Source organism: Pseudomonas sp. URIL14HWK12:I5 (assembly GCF_900176445.1).
In the GTDB taxonomy this organism is placed as follows: domain Bacteria; phylum Pseudomonadota; class Gammaproteobacteria; order Pseudomonadales; family Pseudomonadaceae; genus Aquipseudomonas; species Aquipseudomonas monteilii.
The window spans coordinates 87,082-103,536 of record NZ_FWXQ01000002.1 but is presented as its reverse complement, the minus strand read 5'-3'; the positions used below and the strand labels follow the sequence as shown (position 1 = coordinate 103,536).

Below are 16,455 nucleotides of genomic sequence, written 5' to 3'. Positions count from 1 at the left end.
AGCGCAGAAAATCAGCCAGCAGGTGTCTCGGTAAGAACCTGCCACATGGAAGGCCCACCCGCCGACTTGGCAATGGCCGCCAGGCGCTCGGCATGCGCCTCAAGCTCCTCGGCACTGGCCATGATCACTCGCCCAGGCGCACGCCCGGTAATCCGGCGGATCTCGCTGCCACCACTGCCCTGCCCATCACCCTCGGCATCTGCCCCATGCCCAGCCAGCGAAAGGCTGGTCTGGCCACCGGTCATCGCCAGATAGACATCTGCCAGCAGTTCCGAGTCGAGCAGTGCGCCGTGCAGTTCACGGCCCGAGTTGTCGATGTCGTAGCGTTTGCACAACGCATCAAGGCTGTTGCGCTGCCCCGGGTGACGCGAACGTGCCAACAGCAGGGTATCGAGGATGGTGCAATACTGCGAAACGTCCGCACGGTCGTGCTGACCGAGCAGGGCAAATTCGTTGTTGATGAAGCCAACGTCGAACGCCGCGTTATGGATAACCAGCGTGGCGCCCTGAATGAAATCGAAGAACTCTTCGGCCACATCACCAAAGCGCGGCTTGCCGACCAGGAAGGCATCGGTGATGCCGTGGACGTTGATCGCGCCCTCGTCACTCTCGCGGTCCGGCTGCAGGTAAACGTGGAAGTGCCGCCCGGTCAGGCGCCGGCCGATGACTTCGACACAGCCGATCTCGATGATCCGGTGGCCTTCGCTAACCGGCATACCCGTGGTTTCGGTATCGAGAATGACGAACCGCTTATCTTGCTGCTGCTCCACGCGGGGCGCTCCAACTTGCATCAGTTACAAAGGCGGCAATTGTACCCCAGCTCAACGCTGGGCGCGCACTTCGTCCACGCCACGGTTGGCCAGCTGGTCGGCGCGTTCGTTGCCGGGGTGGCCGATGTGGCCGCGCACCCACTTCCAGGTCACTTTGTGGCGGTTGACCTGTTCATCCAGTTGCTGCCACAGGTCGGCATTCTTGACCGGCTCCTTGGCCGCCGTCTTCCAGCCGCGCTTCTTCCAGTTGACCATCCACTCGTTGATGCCCTTCATCACGTACTGCGAGTCTGTGGTCAATACCACTTCGCATTCACGCTTCAGCGCCATCAACCCCTGGATCGCGGCCATCAGCTCCATGCGGTTGTTGGTGGTTTCGCGTTCGCCGCCCCACAGTTCCTTCTCGACGCCCTTGTAGATCATCAGGACACCCCAGCCACCCGGGCCAGGGTTGCCCTTGCAGGCACCATCGGTAAACATCTCGACGCTTTCGCTCATGTACCACTCATGTTCAGTGCTTTTCAGTATCAGGGTCCACCGCCGTGCGGTTGACCTTGGCCAGCGGCAGCGGCAGCAACTTGCCCATTGGTTCGCGGCGCTCCGGCCGCAGCGGCCGCAGGCCGACCACCATCTTGCGCGCCACCAGCAGGTACACGCCGCCACCCGAGCTTTGCCAGCCACCTGCCAGCCGTTCCCAGCCCTCCAGGCGTTGCTGCCAGGCCGGTGAGGCAAGCGGCGGACGATAGCACCCGAAGCGGCGTTTCTCCAGCGCGAAGCCCAGCAGGTTGAGCCAGTCCCCCACCCGAGACGGCGAGATGCACCGGGCCTTGCGCAACGCCCCATGGCTGAAGAAATGGCGCATGCCCCAGCTGCTCCAGGGGTTGATCCCGACAATCAGCAGATGCCCGCCCGGGCGCACGGCGCTGGCGGCCTCGCGCAGCAGGCCATGGGGCGACAGGCAGAAATCCAGGCCATGTTGCAGCACCACCACGTCGGCAGCATGCTCGCTCAGCGGCCAGGCCTGTTCCTCGCACACAATCTCCACGCCCGGTAGCGGCGCGCCGAGGCGCACGTTGCGCTGCACCTGGGGCGCGCTCGGTGGCGGCTCGGCACAAGGCCCGTAATGCACAAGGTACCCGCCGAAGAAGCGCCCCAGCTCTTCTTCCAGCAGTTTTTCCTCCTCCTTGAGCATCAGCTGGCCGAGTGGGCCGTTGAACCACTCACGGGCCAGGCTGATCAGCTTGACCCAGTCCGGGTCGGCCTGGGCAAAGGCTTGGTCGGTCATTGCGCTCTCCCTCGAAGGTTCTCGCACCGCGCCATCGCGGCTAAGATGCCCTCATGTGCCACGCTAGGCGAATCGGATCCGCACCATGATACAGATCGATGCTCTCCCCGCTTTCTCCGACAACTACATCTGGTTGTTACAGGATACTGCCAAACGCCGCTGCGCGGTGGTCGACCCAGGTGACGCCGGTCCGGTGGAACGCTGGCTGGCGGCCAATCCCGAGTGGGTGCTCAGCGATATCCTGATTACCCACCACCACAACGACCATGTCGGCGGCGTGGAACGGCTCAAGCAACTGACCGATGCGCGTGTCTGCGGCCCGGCCCACGAACGCATTCCCTGCCGCGACCTGGCGCTGGACGAAGGCGATCAGGTGACTGTGCTGGGCGTGGCCTTCCAGGTGCTGGCAGTACCCGGCCACACCCTGGGGCATATCGCGTTCTTCAGCGACCAGCCGGCAACGCCCGTGCTGTTCAGCGGCGACACCCTGTTCGCCGCCGGATGCGGTCGCATGTTCGAGGGTACACCCGAACAGATGCAACCCGCCCTCGCCCGCCTGGCGGCGCTGCCGGCGCAAACAGAAGTGTACTGCGCCCACGAATACACCCTCAGCAATCTGCGTTTTGCCAAGGCGGTGGAACCCACCAACCCGCACGTTCTGAAGCGGTTCGAGGACGTTACCCGTTTGCGCGCCGACAATCGCATCACCTTGCCATCAACCATTGGCCTGGAACGCCTGACCAACCCCTTCCTGCGAACCTCTGAAACATTAGTTAAACAAAAAGCAGACGAATGGAAGGGACATCCAAACGACTCGCAGGTCACTGTTTTTGCTGCCTTGAGGTCTTGGAAGGACACCTTCTGATAACCGCAAGATATATCGCAAGTGATGGTCAAAGGTTGACCAGGCCCGGAGCGGTTTCTAGAATCGCCGAAATTTTTCGCCCGGATACCTGTGTCAGCCGATGTCTTCCCGTAGCCGCAGAACCTCTCATTCCGTCGCCCTGACGCGCCTGGCCCAAATCAGTGCGCTGGCCCTGGCCGCCACCTTGGTGGGTTGCCAGAGCACCCGTCAGCTCGACGAATCCGAAAGCGTTCGCGCGCACAACTACCAGGCGCGGATCAAGCACAAACCTTCACCGCTGCTGGTCAAACCGGCCGAGCAGGCACCGCAGGATGTCTGGGAGCGCATGCGCCAGGGCTTCGCCTTGCAGGATGGCATCGACGTCAACCCGCGTATCGAGCAACAGCGCCTGTGGTTCGCCAGCAACCCGAGCTTCATCGAAAGCGCCGGCGAGCGTGGCAGCCTCTACCTGCATTACATTGTCGAACGCCTTGAAGAGCGCGAGATGCCGCTGGAACTGGCCCTGCTGCCGGCCATCGAAAGCGCCTACAACCCGATGGCCTACTCGCGTGCCCACGCGGCGGGGATGTGGCAGTTCATCCCGTCAACCGGCCGCCACTTCAACCTGCGCCAGACCAACTTCTACGACGGTCGTCGCGACGTCACCGCTTCGACCAACGCAGCGCTGGACTACCTGTCCCGCCTGCACGACATGTTCAACGGTGACTGGCTGCTGGCCCTGGCCGCCTACAACGCCGGTGAAGGCACCGTCAGCCGCGCCATCGAACGCAACGAACGGCTCGGCCTGCCAACCGACTACTGGAACCTGCCCCTGCCACAGGAAACCCGCGACTACGTGCCCAAGCTGCTGGCCCTGTCGCAGGTGGTGCTCACCCCTGAAGCCTACGGCGTGAACCTGAACCCGATCGCCAACGAACCCTACTTCGAGGCGGTGGCCATCAACGACCGCCTGGACCTTTCGCGGGTGGCAGCCTTTGCCAACATCGACGAAGACGAGCTGATCCAGCTAAACCCGGCGTTCAAAAAGCGCATGACCGTAGATGGCCCGCAGCAGTTGCTGGTGCCGACCGCCAAGGCACAACTGCTGAGCGACAGCCTGTCCAACCTCAAGCCCGAGCAATTGGTCAGCCTGCAGCCGAACAAAGCCGTATTCGCCCGTGCCGTGGCCGAAGCCAAGGCACCGGTTGCAGCGCGTAGCTACCGGGTCAAGCGCGGTGACAATCTGGTCGCCATCGCCAAGGCCAACCGTGTGTCGGTCAAGGAGATCAAGCGCTGGAACCGCCTCTCCGGTAACAACCTGCGCGCAGGCCAGGTACTGGCCTTGCGCGGTGGCAACGCACCGAGCGCCGCTGGCAACCGGGTGGCGGCATCCGGGAAGCGCTCCACGCAATACAAGGTACGCAAGGGCGACTCGCTGTACCTGGTGGCCAAGCGCTTCAACGTGGAAATGCAGCACCTCAAGCGCTGGAACCCGCGCAGCGGCCATGCCCTCAAGCCAGGCCAGACTTTGACCGTCTACCTCTCGCACTGATTCAGGGCCAAGGGGCTGCCTTGCAGTCCCTTGCAATCCTCTGAACCGCACTCTTTTTCCAACCCTACCAAGCTGTTACTGTACCCCGATCAAAGCCCAACGCCTCTGGATCGGATGCCGACTTGATACGTCCCCTCCTGCTGTCACTCAGCCTGGCCTTGAGCTTTCCCGCAGCCGCGATGGTGAGCGAAAGCCACGGATACGCGCAGTTCGGCACGCTCAAGTACCCAGCCACCTTCACCCATTTCGACTGGGTCAACCCGCAAGCGCCCAAGGGCGGCACCTTGCGGGCCATGGCCTTTGGTACGTTCGATACCCTCAACCCCTACACCTTCAAGGGGTCGAGCCCGATTACCACGCCCAATTTCCAGCAATACGGCATCAGCGAGCTGAACGAGCCACTGATGGTCGGCACCGGCCAGTACGACCCGTCCGGCGACGAGCCGACCTCCAGCTACGGCCTGATCGCCCGGTCGGTGGAGTACGGCGAAGACCGCAGCTGGGTGGTGTTCAACCTGCGCCCGGAAGCCCGCTGGCATGACGGCCAGCCGATCACCTCGGCAGACGTGGCCTTTTCCTACCGCACCCTGCTCAAGGACGGCCACCCGATCTACCGCACCAACCTGCAGGAAGTGCAACGGGTGGACATCCTCGGCCCGCTGCGTATCCGCTTCGTGTTCAAGCGCGCCGGCAACCCGCTGCTGATCCTGCGCCTGGGCGAAATGCCGGTGCTGCCCAAGCACTACTGGCAGAAGCGCGATTTCAAGGCCACCACCTTCGAGCCACCGCTCGGCAGCGGCCCCTACCGCATCACTGAAGTTCAGCCCGGCCGCCGGCTGGTGTTCGAACGGGTGAAGAACTACTGGGGCAAGGACCTGGCAGTCAACCGTGGCAAGTACAACTTCAAGCGCGTGGAGTACGAGTTCTACCGCGACGCCACCGTAGCCTTCGAAGCCTTCAAGGCCGGCGAATTCGACATCTATATCGAGCACCAGGCCAAGAACTGGGCCAACGGCTACAATTTCCCGGCCGTGCGCCGTGGCGAGGTCATCAAGGCCCAGATCCCGCACCAGATCCCCACGCAAACCCAGGGCCTGTTCATGAACAGCCGCCGCGCCACCTTCAGCGACCCGCGGGTACGCCAGGCGCTGGGGCTGATGCTCGACTTCGAGTGGACCAACCGCGCCCTGTTCAGCAGCGCCTACCGCCGCTCGACCAGCTATTACCCCAACAGCGAGTTCGCCGCCAGCGGCCTGCCCACCGGCAAGGAATGGCTGCTGCTGGCGCCGTTCCGCGACCAGTTGCCGGCAAAGCTGTTCAGCGAACCCTACAAGGTCAGCCAGACCGATGGCCGCGGCATCAGCCGCCAGACCCTGCGCCAGGCCCTGGGCCTGCTTGCCGAGGCCGGCTGGAAGCTCAATGGCCAGCGCCTGGTCGACAGCAAGGGCCAGCAGCTGCGTATGGAACTGCTGCTGGTAAACCCCAACCTTGAACGCATTCTGCAACCTTATGTCGAAAATCTGTCCAGCATCGGCATCGATGCGCGCTTGCGCACCGTGGACCGTGCCCAGTACAAACAACGCCTGGACCAGTTCGATTTCGACATGATTCTGATGACCCTGAACCAGACCCTTAGCCCCGGCCTCGAACAGTGGCTGTACTTCCATTCCAGCCAGGCCGCCACCAAGGGCAGCAAGAACTATGCTGGGGTCAGGGATCCGGTGGTCGACCACCTGCTCGACACCCTGCTGGCAGCGCGTACCCGCGACGACCAGATCGCCGCCGCCCGCGCCCTGGACCGCGTGCTTTCATGGCAGTACTACATGATCCCCAACTGGTACCTCGACAATCATCGCCTGGCCTACCGCAACCGGTTCGCCTTCGTCACCACGCCACCCTACACCCTGGGGCTGAACAGCTGGTGGATCAAGACTTCGGAGAAAGCCCAATGACGCCAACGCACCCACTGCGCCGGCTGGCAGGCAGCCTGTTGCTCGCCTGCCTGAGCCTTCCCGCCCTGGCCGCACCGCAACACGCACTCACCCTGTACGACGAGCCGCCCAAGTACCCCGCCGACTTCAAGCACTTCGACTACGTCAACCCGGATGCGCCCAAGGGCGGTACCTTCCGCCAGTCCAGCTTCGGCGGCTTCGACAGCCTCAACCCGTTCATCAACAAAGGCGTATCGGCCGAGAACATCAGCATCATCTACGACACCCTGATGCGCCAGAGCCAGGACGAGCCGTTCACCGAGTACGGCCTGGTGGCCGCCAGGATCGAGAAGGCACCTGACAACAGCTGGGTGCGCTTCTACTTGCGCCCGGAGGCGCGCTTCCACGACGGCCACCCGATGCGTGCCGAAGACGTGGTATTCACCTTCAACGCGTTGATCAAGGACGGTGCGCCGCTGTACCGCCAGTACTATGCCGACGTCGCCGAGGTGGTCGCCGAAGACCCGCTCAAGGTGCTGTTCACGTTCAAGCACAAGGGTAACCGCGAGCTGCCGCTGATTCTCGGCCAGCTGCCAGTGCTGCCCAAGCATTGGTACGAAAACCGCGACTTCAACCGCGGCAACCTGGAAATCCCGCTGGGCAGCGGCCCGTACAAGGTCGCCGAGGTGAAGGCCGGGCGCTCGGTGCGCTACGAGCGGGTCAAGGATTACTGGGGCAAGGACCTGCCGATCAACCGCGGGTTCTATAACTTCGATGCCATGACCTTCGACTCCTACCGCGACACCACCGTCGCGCTGGAAGCACTCAAGGCCGGCGCGTTCGACTACGCGCTGGAGGTCAGTGCAAAAAACTGGGCCACCGCCTACAACGTACCCGCCGTGCGCGACGGCCGCCTGATCAAGGAAGAGCTGCCCAACGGCAACCCCACCGGCATGCAAGGTTTCATTTTCAACATCCGCCGCCCGGTGTTCCAGGACATACGCGTGCGCCAGGCCCTGAGCCTGCTGCTGGACTACGAGTGGACCAACAAACAGCTGTTCAACGGCGCCTACACCCGCACCGGCAGCTACTTCGACAACTCGGAAATGGCCGCCCACGGCCTGCCCAGCGCCAGCGAGCTGAAAATCCTCGAACCGCTGCGTGGCAAAGTCCCCGAACAGGTCTTCACCGAGGCCTTCAAGAACCCGGTCAGCGATGGCAGCGGCATGATCCGCGAGCAACAGCGCCAGGCCTACAAGCTGTTGCAGGAAGCCGGCTGGAAGATTGTCGACGACAAGATGGTCGACGCTCAGGGTAAACCGGTCAGCATCGAGTTCCTGCTGGCACAAACCGAGTTCGAACGCATCCTGCTGCCGTTCAAGCGTAACCTTGCCGACCTCGGCATCGACCTGAACATCCGCCGGGTCGACGTTTCCCAGTACATCACGCGCCTGCGCTCGCGTGACTACGACATGATCGTCGGCGGCTACCCGCAGTCCAACTCGCCGGGCAACGAGCAGCGCGAGTTCTGGTCCAGCGCCGCCGCCGACAACCCCGGCAGCCGCAACTTCATCGGCCTGCGCGACCCGGCTATCGACCAACTGGTGGAAGCGCTGATCAACGCCGACTCGCGCCAGAGCCTGGTCGACCACTGCCGCGCCCTCGACCGGGTGCTGCTGTGGGGCTACTACGTGATCCCCAACTGGCACATCAAGACCTGGCGCGTGGCCTACTGGAACCACATCGGCCACCCGGATGTTTCGCCCAAGTACGACATCGGCATCGACACCTGGTGGATCAAGCCCGGGGTAACCCCGGCGGTCAGCGAAGCCCCTGCGGACGAGGCCAACTAAGATGCTGGCCTATATCCTGCGCCGCCTGCTGCTGATCATCCCGACCCTGTTCGGCATCCTGATCATCAACTTCATCATCGTCCAGGCCGCCCCCGGTGGCCCGGTCGAGCAGATGATCGCCAAGCTCGAAGGTTTCGAAGGCGCCACCAGCCGCATTGCCGGTGGCGGCGCCGAGGTCTCCGTGGCCGGCTCCAACTACCGTGGCGCCCAAGGCCTGGACCCGGCGCTGATCGCCGAAATCGAGCGCATGTACGGCTTCGACAAGTCGCCGCCCGAGCGCCTGTGGATCATGATCAAGAACTACGCCCGACTGGACTTCGGCGACAGCTTCTTCCGCGATGCCAAGGTCGTCGACCTGATTATCGAGAAAATGCCAGTGTCGATCTCGCTGGGGCTGTGGAGCACGCTGATCATGTACCTGATCTCGATCCCGCTGGGGATCGCCAAGGCGGTGCGCCACGGCAGCCACTTCGACGTGTGGACCAGCTCGGCAATCATCGTCGGCTATGCCATCCCGGCGTTCCTGTTCGCCATCCTGCTGATCGTGCTGTTCGCCGGCGGCAGCTATTTCGACTGGTTCCCGCTGCGCGGCCTCACCTCCAACAATTTCGACGAGCTGAGCACCACGGGTAAAGTGCTGGACTACTTCTGGCACCTGGTGCTGCCGATCACCGCGCTGGTCATCGGCAATTTCGCCACCATGACCCTGCTGACCAAGAACAGCTTCCTCGACGAGATCAACAAACAATACGTGGTCACCGCCAAGGCCAAAGGCCTGAGCCGGCCACGGGTGCTGTATGGCCACGTGTTCCGCAATGCCATGCTGTTGGTGATCGCCGGCTTCCCTTCGGCGTTCATCGGCATCTTCTTTACCGGCTCGTTGCTGATCGAGGTGATCTTCAGCCTCGACGGCCTGGGGCTTATGAGTTTCGAGGCGGCCATCAACCGCGACTACCCGGTGGTCTTCGGCACCCTGTTCATCTTCACCCTGCTGGGGCTGGTGGTGAAACTGATCGGCGACCTGACCTACACCCTGGTCGATCCACGCATCGACTTCGCCAGCCGGGAGCAATGACATGGCCTTGTCCCCCCTCAACCGCCGGCGCTTCGAGCGCTTCAAGGCCAACCGCCGTGGCTGGTGGTCGCTGTGGCTGTTCCTGATCCTGTTCGGCCTGAGCCTGGGCGCCGAGCTGATCGCCAACGACAAGCCAATTGCCGTGCGCTACGACGGCGAGTGGTACTTCCCGGCGTTCAAGCGCTACCCGGAAACCACCTTCGGCGGCGAGTTCCCGCTGGAAGCCAACTACAAGAGCCCCTACATCCGCGAACTGCTGGAAAAGAAAGACAGCTTCGTGCTGTGGGCACCCATCCCGTTCAGCTACCAGAGCATCAACTACGACCTGCGCGTCCCCGCCCCGGCACCGCCCTCGGCGGACAACTGGCTGGGCACCGACGACCAGGGCCGCGACGTACTGGCGCGGGTGATCTACGGCTTCCGCATTTCGGTGCTGTTTGCCCTCACCCTGACCGTGGCCAGCTCCATCGTCGGCGTCATTGCCGGCGCTTTGCAGGGCTTTTATGGCGGCTGGGTCGACCTGGCCGGGCAACGTTTTCTGGAGATCTGGTCCGGCCTGCCTGTGCTGTACCTGCTGATCATCCTGGCGAGCTTCGTGCAGCCCAACTTCTGGTGGTTGTTGGGCATCATGCTGCTGTTCTCGTGGATGAGCCTGGTGGACGTGGTACGCGCCGAGTTCCTGCGCGGGCGCAACCTGGAATACGTGCGCGCCGCCCGCGCGTTAGGCATGCGCAACGGCGCGATCATGTACCGGCACATCCTGCCCAACGCCATGATCTCGACCATGACCTTCATGCCGTTCATCCTCACCGGCGCCATCGGCACCCTCACCGCCCTGGACTTCCTCGGCTTCGGCCTGCCTGCCGGTTCACCATCGCTGGGCGAACTGGTGGCCCAGGGCAAGTCCAACCTGCAGGCGCCGTGGCTGGGTATCAGCGCCTTTGCCGTGCTGGCGCTGATGCTGAGCCTGCTGGTGTTCATCGGCGAATCCGCCCGCGATGCCTTCGACCCGAGGAAGTGACATGAGTGAACAGAACCTGATCGAAGTGCGCGACCTGGCCGTTGAGTTTGTGACCGGGGACCAGGTCAACCGCGTGGTCGACGGCATCAGCTTCGACATCCGCAAGGGCGAGACCTTGGCACTGGTGGGCGAAAGTGGCTCGGGCAAGTCCGTCACCGCGCACTCGATCCTGCGCCTGCTGCCCTACCCCCTGGCCCGCCACCCCAACGGCAGCATCCGCTACGAAGGCAAAGACCTGCTGCAGCAGAACGAGAAGACCCTGCAACGCATTCGCGGCAACCGCATTGCGATGATCTTCCAGGAGCCGATGACCTCGCTCAACCCGCTGCACTGCATCGAGAAGCAAATCAACGAAATCCTGTTGCTGCACAAGGGCCTGACCGGCAAGGAAGCGACGGCACGCACGTTGGAGCTGCTGGAACTGGTCGGCATACCCGAACCGCAAAAGCGTTTGAAGGCCCTGCCCCACGAGCTGTCGGGCGGGCAACGCCAGCGGGTGATGATTGCCATGGCGCTGGCCAACGAGCCGGAGTTGCTGATTGCCGACGAACCGACCACGGCGCTGGACGTGACTGTGCAGTTGAAGATCCTCGACCTGCTCAAGGAACTGCAGGCGCGCCTGGGCATGGCACTGCTGCTGATCAGCCACGACCTGAACCTGGTGCGCCGCATCGCCCACCGCGTGTGCGTGATGCAGCGCGGGCAGATTGTCGAACAAGCCGAATGCGCCACGCTGTTCAGTTCCCCGCAGCACCATTACACGCAGATGCTGATCAACGCCGAGCCCAGTGGGCTGCCGGCGCACAACCCGGTGGGCGCGCCGTTGCTTGAGGTGGATGACCTGAAGGTGTGGTTCCCGATCAAGAAGGGGCTACTGCGGCGCACCGTTGACCATGTGAAGGCGGTGGACGGCGTCAACTTCAGCCTGCCTCAAGGACAGACGCTAGGCATTGTTGGCGAGTCCGGGTCGGGCAAGTCGACGCTCGGCTTGGCGATCCTGCGGTTGATTTCCAGCCAGGGTGGCATTCACTTCCATGGGCAGAATTTGCAAGGGCTGAACCAGAAGGCCGTGCGGCCGCTGCGACGGGAAATGCAGGTGGTTTTCCAGGACCCGTTCGGCAGCCTGAGCCCGCGCATGTGCGTGGCGGACATTGTGGGCGAAGGGTTGCGCATTCACGGCATTGGTACGGCGCAGGAGCAAGAAGCGGCGATCATTGCAGCGCTGGAGGAAGTGGGGCTGGACCCGCGTACACGGCATCGCTATCCCCATGAGTTCTCGGGCGGGCAGCGCCAGCGTATTGCGATTGCACGGGCGCTGGTGTTGAAGCCTGCGTTGATCCTGCTGGATGAGCCCACCTCCGCGCTGGACCGCACCGTGCAGCGGCAGGTGGTGGAGTTGCTGCGTAATTTGCAGCAGAAGTACAACCTGACCTACCTGTTCATCAGCCATGACCTGGCGGTGGTGAAGGCGCTGAGTCACCAGTTGATGGTGATCAAGCATGGGCATGTGGTGGAGCAAGGGGATGCGCAGGCGATTTTCCATGCGCCGCAGCATCCGTATACGCGGCAGTTGCTGGAGGCGGCGTTTCTTGAGGTGGATGATGCCGAACCGGGCATGATGCGCTAAAGATCAAAGTATGGGCGGTTGCTGCAACTGCCCATACGCTGACCGCTGCAGGACCGTACAGCATTGGAGGCTTCCTCGTGACTATCTCACCGTCCCCCGTCGGCCCGATGCTCAGGCACTGGCGCATGCTGAACCGGGTCAAGCAGCTGCACGCCGCGCAGATGTTCGGGGTGTGCCTGTCCCCATAGTTCAGCCCTTCATCAGATTTTCTGACAACAATCGTCTTTCATCATCAGCAAGAACAGGCATAAATTCTCCACCGTCAACTCCCAGTAGCAACGGTAGAGCCTCATGTCCAGCCCACAGCACCCGTCCGCCTCCCCTGCCCTGACCACGCTGATCAGCCGTTCCGGCCTGCCCAGCCCTTCACTCAGTGAAACGCAGGCTCACGCCGTCTTGCAGGCGCATTATGGTCTCGACGGTGACCTGGCGGCACTGGGCAGCCAACAGGACCTCAACTTCCGCGTGGACGCGCCGCAAGGGCGCTACGTGCTCAAGGCATGCCACGGCAGCTATGCCCAGTTGGAGCTCGAAGCACAACATGCCGCCCTGGCCTACTTGCGCGAACAGGGGTTGCCAGTACCCGCCGTGCGCCCTGCCAGCAACGGCGAAGGATTGCTGGCACTGGACATCGACGGGCAACCGCTGCGCCTGCGGCTGCTCGACTACATCGAAGGCCAACCGTTGACCCGCCTCAAACACCTGGAGCCACGCCTGATCGCTGAACTGGGCGGGCTCTGTGCGAAGCTGGACAGGGCGCTGGTCGACTTCGATCACCCCGGCCTGGTGCGCACCCTGCAATGGGACCCGCAACATGCCCAGGCGCTGATCGACCACCTGTTGCCGGTTCTGCAAGACAGCGGGCAACGCACCCGCATCGAACACGCCACTCGCCAGGCCTGCGCGCGCCTGACGCCGCTGGTGGACCAACTGCCGATCCAGCCTGTGCACCTGGACATCACCGACGACAACACCGTGTGGGCGCGCAACAGTGAGCGCCAGTGGCAACTGCAAGGGGTGATCGACTTCGGCGACCTGATGCGCACCTGGCGTATCGCCGACTTGTCTGTGACATGCGCGTCGCTGCTGCACCACGCCGAGGGCGACCCGCTGCGCATCCTGCCGGCAATTGGCGCCTATCAGGTGCTCAACCCGCTGACCGAGGCCGAGCTACGCGCCCTGTGGCCACTGGTGATCAACCGCGCTGCGGTACTGGTGTTGAGCAGCGCGCAGCAACTGGCCGTGGACCCCGCCAACCAGTACACCCGCGACAACGTGGCCCATGAGTGGGAAATCTTCGACACCGCCACTGCCGTGCCTTTCGCGCTGATGGAAGCCGCCATCCTCCAGGCGGCAGGCGTGCAGATCGGCGTTCCAGACTTGAACGGTTGCGCCCCCCTGCTCCCCGACCTGGCCGGGCAGGAAGTAACGCGGGTCGACCTAGGTGTGCTCAGCCGCCATTGTGAAGCGGGTAACTGGGAGCAACCCGGTTTCGACCAGCACCTGCTGAGCGCGCAAACGGCCCCGGCCTGCACCCTGCACGGGCAGTATCGCCTGTCGCAAACCCATATCGACCGGCCCGAAGAGCCTGCGACCTGCGCCCTCGGCGTTGAGTTGCGTGTGCCCAACGGCAGCCAGGTGCAAGCACCCGAAGCCGGCACCTGGGTGCGCCATGGCGACGGCCGCGGTTGCCTGCAAACCGCGCACTGGGCCTTGTGGTTGCAGGGCCTGGAAGATGCACCCGCCGATGGGCAGGCGATGGAAAAAGGCCAGTCGCTGGGCCATAGCTGTGGTTTCCTCAGCGTACAGCTGTGCCTGGACCTTGCCCTACAGCCGCCCTTCTTCGCCACCCCGTCCCACGCCGACGCCTGGCTGGCCCTGTGCCCGTCGCCGGCCGCGCTGCTGGACCTGGACTGCGATGCCGAGCCGCTGCCCGACCCACAGGCCCTGCTGGCCCGCCGCGACGCCAGCTTTGCCCGCTCACAGAAGCACTACTACGCGCAACCGCCACACATCGAGCGCGGCTGGCGCAACTACCTGATCGACATGCAGGGCCGTTCGTACCTGGACATGCTCAACAACGTCGCGGTACTGGGCCACGGCCACCCGCGCATGGTCGCCGAGTCGGCGCGGCAATGGTCGCTGCTGAACACCAACTCGCGCTTCCACTACGCGGCCATCAGCGAGTTCTCCGAACGCCTGCTGGACCTGGCGCCCGAAGGCTTCGACCGGGTGTTCATGGTCAACAGCGGCACCGAGGCCAATGACCTGGCCATTCGCCTGGCCTGGGCCTACAGCGGCGGGCGCGACTTGCTGAGCGTGCTGGAGGCCTACCACGGCTGGTCGGTGGCCACCGACGCCATCTCCACGTCCATTGCCGACAACCCGCAAGCCTTGGAAACCCGACCAGACTGGGTGCACCCGGTCGAGGCGCCGAACACCTTCCGTGGCCGATTCCGCGGTGCCGACAGCGCGGCTGACTACCTGCGTGACGTCGATGCCAAGCTGGCCGACCTCGATGCCCGTGGCCGCCAGCTGGCGGGCATCATCTGTGAACCGGTGTACGGCAACGCTGGCGGCATTTCGTTGCCGGCCGGTTATCTGCGCGACGCTTACGCCAAGGTCCGCGCCCGTGGCGGCGTGTGCATCGCCGACGAGGTACAGGTGGGTTATGGCCGCTTGGGCGAATACTTCTGGGGCTTCGAGGAGCAAGGCGTGGTGCCCGACATCATCACCATGGCCAAGGGCATGGGCAACGGCCAGCCGCTGGGTGTGGTCATCACCCGCCGCGAAATCGCCGAAGCGCTGGAGGCCGAGGGTTACTTCTTCTCCTCGGCCGGTGGCAGCCCGGTCAGCTGCCGCATCGGCATGGCGGTGCTGGACGTGATGCAGGAAGAAGGCCTGTGGGACAACGCCCGCGACACCGGGCGCTACTTCAAGGCCCGCCTGCAGGCGCTGGTCGACAAGCATCCGCTGGCCGGCGCAGCGCATGGGACTGGCTTCTACCTGGGGCTTGAACTGGTGCGCAATCGCGAAACGCTGGAGCCGGCTACCGAAGAAACCATGGCCCTGTGCGACCGTCTGCGTGAGCTGGGCATCTTCATGCAACCCACCGGCGACTTCCTGAACATTCTCAAGATCAAACCGCCGATGTGCACCACCCGGGCGAGCGTGGACTACTTTGTCGACAGCATTGACCGGGTGCTGGGCGAAGGCTTGTAAGTTTCAAGGCGTGGGCCCGATGGCTGCGGCCCACGCCTCCAGTGCCTCACACGCGGCCATCGCGATCTGTTCATCCGTGCGCCCGCTGAACTGACGCTCAATTGCGTCGGCGGCAATCAGCCCGGCGACGGTGGGCTTGCCCACGGCATCGGTCAGGTCCAGCCACTCACCCCAACTGGCAGGCACGTCATACCAGCGCAGGTAGCCGGAGGATGAACTTGGCCACCAGCGCTCATCGAACTGCAAAATCACCTTTTCCAGCTTGCCCATGCCAAGGTGCGCCAGCGCCTGTTGCTGGGTTTCAGGTAACTCAGGGGTGAAGTGCATCGTTTTCAACACACCTACGGGGACGGTGCAAATACAGAAATCGCAGGTTTCATCATTCACCATGACGGCTGTGCCTGACCAGTCGATACGGGCTACTGGTGTGTTCAACCGAATGTCCAGGTTTTGCGTCAGCACATCGACCAGCTCGCTGTAACCACCAGGCAGCATGCAGTCGCCATGCCCGACGCCTTCTTCGTCCAATGCGCTGACCGACAGCTGCGTCACCGGTAAGCACGCTTCCAGCACAAGGTTGGCATCAATGGCGAACTGCGTGGCCCGTACGCCAGCAGGGTCCAGTGTGGCCATATAGCCGCTGATCGCCTCAGACAAAGGCAACTGCCGGTCAACGCGCTCGATGAAGGCAGCCCAGGCGCCTTCGACATCTGGCAACACTCCGTCACTTGCAGCTGCTAGCGGGCGGCTGAAGTCGGTCTCGATGCAAGCCAAACCCTGGCGCTGCGCAATGGCGGCCAATGGGTTTTCAGCAAAATGTTGAAGCCATGCCGCACCTTCATCGGCCTTCACACTCCCCAGCTCGACTGTATGCGTGCGCCCGCCTGTACGCCCTCGTGCTTCCAGCACAATGCAATCGATACCCTGGCCCCGCAAGCGCTGTGCCGCAGCCAGGCCCGCACAACCGGCACCGATCACGATCACCTTGCGTGCCCCGGCCGCCATTGCAGCCTTTGCGGCGCGCTGCCCATCATTCCATGCACCATGAGTCATTGCCGGGGCGCGGGTGTCACAAGCTTCTCCGGCGATGACCAAGCGCTCATGCAGCACTTGGCCCAGGTCACTTCGATGCTGCCGCGTCCCGCCCGGCAACAACGCACTGTAAGCTCCGAGGCTGAACGGGTCTGCACTCCAGTGAGTGACATGCCACGCGGTTGGTCTATGCACGCTCTTCTCCATTGAGGGAACTGTCCTGTACGTGCATTAATGTTCATA

The 16,455-nt window shown here is 63.4% G+C and carries 12 protein-coding genes; 8 read left to right on the top strand and 4 right to left on the bottom strand.

The annotated features are described in order from the left end of the window. Nucleotides 1–11 precede the first annotated feature (11 nt). Genes dnaQ through B9A31_RS04945 form a run of 3 tightly spaced genes read right to left on the bottom strand, consistent with a single transcriptional unit; the run spans nt 12 to nt 2,055 of the window. Nucleotides 12–770 carry a DNA polymerase III subunit epsilon gene (gene dnaQ, locus B9A31_RS04955; RefSeq protein WP_016711608.1) on the bottom strand — a complete coding sequence of 253 codons (759 nt, stop codon included), beginning with the start codon at nt 768–770 and terminating at the stop codon, nt 12–14. Nucleotides 771–821: 51 nt separating this feature from the next. Continuing rightward, a complete protein-coding gene (rnhA, locus tag B9A31_RS04950; RefSeq protein WP_016711609.1) occupies nt 822–1,268 on the bottom strand; it encodes a ribonuclease HI in 447 nt (148 codons plus the stop codon). 13 nt (nt 1,269–1,281) lie between these two features. Further along, a complete protein-coding gene (locus tag B9A31_RS04945) occupies nt 1,282–2,055 on the bottom strand; it encodes a class I SAM-dependent methyltransferase (protein ID WP_019099387.1) in 774 nt (257 codons plus the stop codon). Nucleotides 2,056–2,140: 85 nt separating this feature from the next. On the opposite strand from B9A31_RS04945, the gene gloB reads away from it, so the two are divergent. The 8 genes from gloB (at nt 2,141) to B9A31_RS04905 (ending at nt 15,180) form a co-directional block, all read left to right on the top strand. After that, nucleotides 2,141–2,920 carry a hydroxyacylglutathione hydrolase gene (gene gloB, locus B9A31_RS04940; protein ID WP_019099386.1) on the top strand — a complete coding sequence of 260 codons (780 nt, stop codon included), beginning with the start codon at nt 2,141–2,143 and terminating at the stop codon, nt 2,918–2,920. 100 nt (nt 2,921–3,020) lie between these two features. After that, nucleotides 3,021–4,451 (top strand): lytic transglycosylase domain-containing protein, encoded by a 1,431-nt coding sequence (locus B9A31_RS04935; protein WP_084296710.1) that lies wholly within the window; start codon nt 3,021–3,023, stop codon nt 4,449–4,451. A gap of 122 nt (nt 4,452–4,573) precedes the next feature. Beyond that, nucleotides 4,574–6,403, top strand: coding sequence for an extracellular solute-binding protein (locus B9A31_RS04930; protein ID WP_202802727.1), 1,830 nt, complete (start codon nt 4,574–4,576; stop codon nt 6,401–6,403). Further along, nucleotides 6,400–8,235 (top strand): extracellular solute-binding protein, encoded by a 1,836-nt coding sequence (locus B9A31_RS04925; RefSeq protein WP_016711614.1) that lies wholly within the window; start codon nt 6,400–6,402, stop codon nt 8,233–8,235. Before B9A31_RS04930 ends, B9A31_RS04925 begins: the two co-directional genes overlap by 4 nt. A gap of 1 nt (nt 8,236) precedes the next feature. Then, a complete protein-coding gene (locus B9A31_RS04920; protein ID WP_019096481.1) occupies nt 8,237–9,310 on the top strand; it encodes a microcin C ABC transporter permease YejB in 1,074 nt (357 codons plus the stop codon). 1 nt (nt 9,311) lies between these two features. Beyond that, nucleotides 9,312–10,331, top strand: coding sequence for an ABC transporter permease (locus B9A31_RS04915; RefSeq protein ID WP_016711616.1), 1,020 nt, complete (start codon nt 9,312–9,314; stop codon nt 10,329–10,331). A 1-nt stretch (nt 10,332) separates the two neighbouring features. Then, entirely contained in the window at nt 10,333–11,958 is a 1,626-nt protein-coding gene (locus B9A31_RS04910) for an ABC transporter ATP-binding protein (RefSeq protein ID WP_019096480.1), read from the top strand. Between the two features lie 291 nt (nt 11,959–12,249). Then, complete coding sequence (locus B9A31_RS04905; RefSeq protein WP_027615090.1) at nt 12,250–15,180, top strand: aminotransferase; 2,931 nt, start codon at nt 12,250–12,252, stop codon at nt 15,178–15,180. A 3-nt stretch (nt 15,181–15,183) separates the two neighbouring features. On the opposite strand, the gene B9A31_RS04900 is transcribed toward B9A31_RS04905, so the two are convergent. Next, nucleotides 15,184–16,419, bottom strand: a complete 1,236-nt coding sequence (locus tag B9A31_RS04900; protein ID WP_027615091.1) for a flavin monoamine oxidase family protein — start codon at nt 16,417–16,419, stop codon at nt 15,184–15,186. Between the last annotated feature and the right edge of the window lie 36 nt (nt 16,420–16,455).

Coding starts and splice junctions, on each gene's coding strand:
- rnhA (WP_016711609.1), bottom strand. CDS start 1,268: ATGAGCGAAAGCGTCGAGATGTTTACCGATGGTGCCTGCAAGGGCAAC.
- B9A31_RS04945 (WP_019099387.1), bottom strand. CDS start 2,055: ATGACCGACCAAGCCTTTGCCCAGGCCGACCCGGACTGGGTCAAGCTG.
- gloB (WP_019099386.1), top strand. CDS start 2,141: ATGATACAGATCGATGCTCTCCCCGCTTTCTCCGACAACTACATCTGG.
- B9A31_RS04935 (WP_084296710.1), top strand. CDS start 3,021: ATGTCTTCCCGTAGCCGCAGAACCTCTCATTCCGTCGCCCTGACGCGC.
- B9A31_RS04925 (WP_016711614.1), top strand. CDS start 6,400: ATGACGCCAACGCACCCACTGCGCCGGCTGGCAGGCAGCCTGTTGCTC.
- B9A31_RS04920 (WP_019096481.1), top strand. CDS start 8,237: ATGCTGGCCTATATCCTGCGCCGCCTGCTGCTGATCATCCCGACCCTG.
- B9A31_RS04915 (WP_016711616.1), top strand. CDS start 9,312: ATGGCCTTGTCCCCCCTCAACCGCCGGCGCTTCGAGCGCTTCAAGGCC.
- B9A31_RS04910 (WP_019096480.1), top strand. CDS start 10,333: ATGAGTGAACAGAACCTGATCGAAGTGCGCGACCTGGCCGTTGAGTTT.
- B9A31_RS04905 (WP_027615090.1), top strand. CDS start 12,250: ATGTCCAGCCCACAGCACCCGTCCGCCTCCCCTGCCCTGACCACGCTG.
- B9A31_RS04900 (WP_027615091.1), bottom strand. CDS start 16,419: ATGGAGAAGAGCGTGCATAGACCAACCGCGTGGCATGTCACTCACTGG.